The sequence below is a fragment of the Moorena sp. SIO2C4 genome (genome assembly GCF_010672485.1).
GTDB lineage: Bacteria > Cyanobacteriota > Cyanobacteriia > Cyanobacteriales > Coleofasciculaceae > Moorena > Moorena producens.
Window position 1 is genome coordinate 1 of record NZ_JAAHGN010000435.1, and the last position, 5,996, is coordinate 5,996.

General features: G+C 43.9%; 3 protein-coding genes and 3 pseudogenes. 1 reads left to right on the forward strand and 5 read right to left on the reverse strand.

The genetic code is table 11. The annotated features are described in order from the left end of the window. Nucleotides 1-263: 263 nt before the first annotated feature. The 5 genes and pseudogenes from F6K20_RS21205 to F6K20_RS21225 all read right to left on the reverse strand — a co-directional run. Nucleotides 264-1,985: a DUF6909 family protein gene (locus F6K20_RS21205; RefSeq protein ID WP_008183456.1), complete on the reverse strand. Its 1,722-nt coding sequence runs from the start codon at nucleotides 1,983-1,985 to the stop codon at nucleotides 264-266. 202 nt (nucleotides 1,986-2,187) lie between these two features. Next, nucleotides 2,188-2,292 (reverse strand): annotated as a pseudogene (locus tag F6K20_RS40790) (serine O-acetyltransferase); the annotation flags it as partial. A 401-nt stretch (nucleotides 2,293-2,693) separates the two neighbouring features. Continuing rightward, nucleotides 2,694-3,275 (reverse strand): TetR/AcrR family transcriptional regulator, encoded by a 582-nt coding sequence (locus F6K20_RS21215; protein WP_287295938.1) that lies wholly within the window; start codon nucleotides 3,273-3,275, stop codon nucleotides 2,694-2,696. A 45-nt stretch (nucleotides 3,276-3,320) separates the two neighbouring features. Further along, nucleotides 3,321-3,733 (reverse strand): annotated as a pseudogene (locus F6K20_RS21220) (transposase); the annotation flags it as partial. A gap of 642 nt (nucleotides 3,734-4,375) precedes the next feature. Then, a pseudogene (locus F6K20_RS21225) lies at nucleotides 4,376-4,818 on the reverse strand (transposase); the annotation flags it as partial. Between the two features lie 316 nt (nucleotides 4,819-5,134). On the opposite strand from F6K20_RS21225, the gene F6K20_RS21230 reads away from it, so the two are divergent. Next, the coding region (locus F6K20_RS21230; RefSeq protein ID WP_287295940.1) for an RNA-guided endonuclease InsQ/TnpB family protein at nucleotides 5,135-5,996 on the forward strand (862 nt) is incomplete at its 3' end.

Consider the following 5,996-nt stretch of genomic DNA (forward strand, 5'->3'; position numbering starts at 1 on the left):
TTTTCAAAGTTTTCCGCAAGATTTAGATCCCCCCCAACCCCCCGCGCGGAAGGGGGGAGCCATTCTCAAAGTCCCCCTTTTTTAAGGGGGATTTAGGGGGATCTCCGAGTTTGAAAACACGCCCTAGTAATGCTATGGCTTGGTGAATTGGTCTGGTTCACTGCCCACCCTACATCAATTGTGATTAATCGTTTGGTGGGCAGTGGCTAGCCATGGGCTATGGCTTGGTGAATCGGTCTGGTTCACTGCCCACCCTACATCAACTATGCCAGGATTTTCTGAAGAAATTTCATAGTGATTAAATAGGTTGGCTTCACACCTGTTGTTCCCAATCCCCCGGAAGCTAAGGTGCTGCCAGTCAACAAGGGGTTATCAGAAGCATAGTAAGCATAACGCAGCTTTACCTTATCATCAATACTTTTACGGATCATAGAAGCAGCTTGAATTGCCTTTTGTAAGTGTGCTCCTTCCATCTCCAAGCCAATCACATTCCAAGATGAACTTTTGAAGTAAGCTAAAATATCAGAGTTTTGCAAAGAGGTTCCCATTACTGTCACCAACGCTCCTTCATAAATGGGAATTCCATCATCTTTAAAATCCTCACTCTTTAGCTCATTAACAAAAGGATAATTATCCGCTGTCCCCTCAAAAATGTGTGCCGTTGGTAGCATTAAATCTCCCTTTTGTCCCACCAATATTCCCGCTTTTCCCATTACCGAAATCGACTTCACATTAAGTTTTTTGGAGTGCCCGCTGGTTTTATAAGGTTTGAGTAATTCATCCATAATCTCAAACGCTTGTTCCCCAAAGGCATAATCCATTACCAAGATAACTGGCTTTTCTTGTTCAATTATGTTAGGATTAATTGGTAATTCAGGGGAAAGCAAAGGGAGGGGTAACATAGCAGTATCAAAAATTTGCACGTGGATATTTGTCCCAGCTCGATCGGCCAGATAAAACATCCCGTTTTGCAAGGCAAACTCCCTAACCTCTTGGTTTAGGTGGGCGTTTTCTGGCAAACTTAACTCACGGGCAATTTCCTCAATTTTTTTGTCCTGTCCCAAGGTTGGTTTCAGTGCTGATGGCGCAAATAAGCAATTCATCACGCTATGCAAATTCGCACTAATAATATGGAGTGGGCGCTCCCATAAGTTGTTTTCTAACAGAAAGCTTTTAATATCAGTTGCCCACTGCGCCCCGTGGATATGATGTCCAATCCGCTCCCGGAGTGTGGAACTGAAAGTAATTTTGCGATCGCGTTGGGATTGGACTTCTTCCATCGCCACTCGACCCAGCCAATAGATAATATCAAATAGACCATTATTGTCAGAGCTAGCCTGAGCAAGGCGATGGTAAGCGTGTTTGGTTTCTTCAAACGTACGTCCTAAAAGAGTACTTAAGTAAGAAAAAGCTCGATGCTGGACTTCCAGGTCTTCTGACACCAACGACTTAGGATTATCCGGGGATTGTTGACCTGTAACCATTTCTTCGAGCTTTATCCACTCTCGTGTCGGTTGACCTTCCTCCAGAGCATGGTCTCTAATTTTATTAGCTTCGATATAAATAAAAGTCAGATGGGTAAGAATGTCATAAATCTCGCTACGCCCTCGGGTAATTTCGATCAGCATCGTTTCTTGATCAATGCGGTAGCAATTACGGCGACGTTTAGCAGGAACAATTGTCTCAAATCCTGATTGACTATACCCTTCTGCCGCCACCAGTTTCACAAAACGACACATTTCCATGCCGCAGGGTAAGCGATCGATAACATAAACTAGACCATTCAATTCCACTTTCTGTGGGTCAGCAATGGAGCCATAAATTTCTGGTTGCAAAGTCAGCAACGCTTGCCTCAACGCTGCACCAGAAGCACCCCCCGGCTTGTAGTATCCTCGGATAAATAGATGTCGCATGATCACATAAATCCGTTCGATAGCAGCCCGAGATTCTTGAGCGCGAGTTCTTGGCGGAACCGGAATAGTCATACAGAGGCTCTGTTACGATTGCTAGGAATGATATCAAGTATAGTTGGGTCAATTACCCATTACCCATTACCCATTACCCATTACTTAATGAATTGCTGTCTGTTCGTGCTGCTTCAAATCCTGCACCTGTTGTTCCAAAGTAGCAATGCGGTCTATCAATGTCCGAATTAGCTTAGCCTCTACATCGGGCAGTTTGTCCTGTGCCAGGATAGCAAAAGAGTACTTCTAGCCAATTTCGGGCAGCGGGGTCTCTTGTGAAAATAACGTCGATATCTGCCCAAAGGGTTTGCCACCAACCAAAAGCCAGGGAGGAAGTAGTAGACCTAGAAGAAGCATCAGATGGTGCAGCGGGGTTTGTTGGTACATCAACGGTTTGGGATTTGCTACTGATGTCTTGGCTTCTAGTAAACGTAATAGGTTGTAGCATTGACATGTCTCCTGAATGACTATGACTTCCTGAGCTTTTGAGAATTATTTCGGGATTTAAGCAGGTGCATCTCATTAAAGCTGTTTTACTCGGTGGTGCGTTACGGGCAGCAACCTAACCGTGGTTACCGAGAAAATCCTCGGCCCCCCTAACGCACCCTACGCAAAATTTTCAAATATGAGATGCACCCATTGAACCAGGGGTGATTGGATCAAATCACGGTATTTTTTGACCATTTAGTCAAAAAATGACCAAAAAAAATTTTGCTACCTCTGAACCGATTATTCGAGTACAGACAAAGCTACCTCCAGAATGTCATCTAGATAAGAACAACTTGGATGTATTTTACCTCGGACATTGAATCCCAATATAACATGATGTAGAAAGCGAGCGAGTTGACGTGGATTAGCCTCCCTTGGCAACTCCTGAGCGGCTACAGCCCTCTCTAATGCCCGCTCCAAGGCTTTGTCCACCTGCCCGGTTAGGCACTGAACCATCTTAGCCACTGCTGGGTCATGGGGAGCCAACTCCATCATAGTATTGGCCATCATACACCCACGATATTTGGGACAGATTGCCTCAGAAGCCAATCCTCTGATTAGATTACGGATGTTTTCTAAGGGAGAGCCCGGTTCATTCAACCGTTGCTCAATGCAGCAGACTACGGTTTGTCCATAGTGCTGTACTGCCTCCAAAAACAGAGAATGTTTACTACCAAAGGTGTTGTACAGGCTTTGGCGTTGGATGCCCATGTGCTTGAGCAGGTCATTGAGCCCGGTAGCATTGTAGCCTTTAGACCAGAACAAGTCCATAGCTTTTTCTAGGGCTTCTTCCCGGTCGAACTCTAGCTTTCTTCCAACCATAGTTTTAGGTTAGCACAATTTTGACTATTGGGACTTAGACAAAAATCAAGCCCAAATATACCCCAAAGTGGCTTGATAAGAGGCAAATACCTCCTGATGGTAGGTAAGCCAATTAAAGAACCGGAAAGACATTGCAGTACGATTTGCATCCATTGCTTCTGTAAAGGTGTTCATTCGCGTAGGGTGGCCTTTGGCCAAGGTTTATTAGCCCATTGCCTTCTTAACCCCCCAGTAATTTGATGCCAAATGATAAAATTATAAGCACAATAAACTAAAAGAAAATGCCTTAGTAAACTGCGTTTATTCCTCACTTGATATTTTCGTAAACCTAACCAGCCTTTAGCTTCACGATAGAAGACTTCAATCCAATTCCTTTGAGAATAAGTTTGAACTATCCACTCTGGGTTTACTATTGATGACTCTACGTTAGTCATAAAGTAGTCGATATCTGGGCGTTGCTGATTCTGGGTATGGTTTTGCCCCCCTAGCCCCCCAATTTTGCGGTGCGACCCGTGGCGAATTTAATTCGCCGACGGAAAGCGCACCGGTGGGGGAATAAGACTTTCTTGCGTCCCCCAGCGAGGGATTGCTCGCTGGGGGACCCACGGGGGCTTGACCAAAACCAGATGATCGCGTATTCATTCCTTGATTCAGCAACGCCGATATCTGAGGCTCCTGGTGCTGAGTTGGCATTCATGACGATAGCAAAACTCTTTTCTCCTTCATTAGCTGAGATTTTCCCGGTGAAGGTAGCTACCCAAAGGGTTTTCGGCTTTTTTAGATTGAGTTTAACCGGAGTTAAGTCCTCTTTTGATAGGGACGCGCGCTAACTCGTCTAATCGAATTTCTTGTTCTGTTTCTGTCCTTGACTCGGTTTTTCTTATTACTTTGAGGCCCGACCCAAGGGCAGTTTACCTGCCCATTGGAACGCGCGCCTATTCGGTTTTTTGCCAACCCTACTAAGAGGTTGTCTGAGAAGTCTCATTTGCTACATCAAAGCCCCCTAAATCCCCCAATTTTGGGGGACTTTTAGCCGCAAATTGATTCTTGTTCCCCCCAGAATTGGGGGGCTAGGGGGGCAAAATTCAGTATCAAAAAACTTGGGAGATATCCTCTAAATAGTTCAATCGTCTTTTTTCCAATTCTTTCACTAATGTTGAGTTATTCCCATACCCAGTATCAGTTAGTACCACTCCCGGTTTATATCCTCTGCTTAGACTTCTATCTACTAACTCTCAAGCGAGTTCAGGTTTATTTTTAAATTATTCGTCTTTTTTTCCTGAGGGCAATGAATTAGCGTGTTGGGACAACTCTATGTCTAATGGTAGGCTTTTTTTTCGTCATACAGATGAGTGTAACCCATGACTATTCCATTGTCTGTTTTGCCAATTTCACCAATATACTGTCGGACAACGACCTTAGTAAAGTTACCACTTTTTCTATGCCCCGAATCATCAATAATTAAGTTTAATCCTCGTCTGATTTTTGTTTGGGAACACTTATGCATAATTTGTAACCGACGTTCATTCACCTCCTGGTATGACCGAAGACCCTGAGGGCGCAAGCCCCTGGATTCTATCCCGGAGACGAAACCTTAGGAGAGTGGAGCCTTTATGGTTGGCAGGCTATGCATAAAAAGGTTAAAACTTATTGATTAGCGATGCAGCGCGGTCTTGGGGGTTTCCCCCATGAGCGACTGCATCAAGACAAGGCTCCACTCTCCTTACGGTAACTTCAAACCATGGGGTTAGCCCGAACAGGAATTTATTCCCTAACTGCCCGAAAATTTTCGTCCTAAGATATCGACTATAATAGAAAGCAATGCATCAATACCAAGGAGGTGATTTTAAGTGTTGGTTATGGAATTCAAGGCTGTCCTTAAAGAGCCTCAAAAGTTGGCAATAAATGAAGCCATTAGAACGGCTCGTTTTGTCCGTAACAAGGTACTTCGGTATTGGATGGACAATCGTGGAACAGGGAAGAAAGAACTCTATCGATACAACACTCAACTAAGGGAAGAGTTTGAATTTGTTAAAGACCTCAATAGTCATGCTTGCCAAGCCTCTGTTGAGAACGTAGAACGTGCTATCAAACGTTTCTTCGATAACTGCAAAAAGAAAATTCCTGGAAAGAAGGGTTATCCTCGTTTCAAGAAACATTCTAGGTCAGTCGAGTATAAGCAATCTGGATGGAAGTTATCCCCAGATAATAAGTCCATAAAATTCACCGACAAGAAGGGGATCGGAAAAGTCAAGCTCAAGGGTACATGGGACTTGTGGAGATTCGAACAAAAATTAATCAAGCGAGTTCGGATTGTCCAAAAAGCCGATGGTTACTATGTCCATTTTTGCGTCAAAGTAGACAATTCAGAACAATTAGAAGCCACTGGCTTTACTGTTGGATTGGACCTAGGCTTGAAGGAATTTTATACCGACTCTGACGGATACTCTGAACCTAATCCCAGGTTTTACAAAAAAGGTGAAAAGCGCGCTATATTTTATCAACGTCGAGTTTCTCGAAAAAAGAAAGGCTCTGCTAACCGTAAAAAAGCAATTAATAGACTAGGTAGGACACACCTTAAAATAAGTAGACAACGTGAAGAGCACGCCAAGAGACTGGTTAGAAGTTACCGTAAGATAGTGGAGCCTTATTACAAAAGATTTAACCCTTTTATGCAAAGCCGAACACCCATAAAGGCTCCACTATCTAAGGTTTCGTCTC

Coding starts and splice junctions, on each gene's coding strand:
- F6K20_RS21205 (WP_008183456.1), bottom strand. CDS start 1,985: ATGACTATTCCGGTTCCGCCAAGAACTCGCGCTCAAGAATCTCGGGCT.
- F6K20_RS21215 (WP_287295938.1), bottom strand. CDS start 3,275: ATGGTTGGAAGAAAGCTAGAGTTCGACCGGGAAGAAGCCCTAGAAAAA.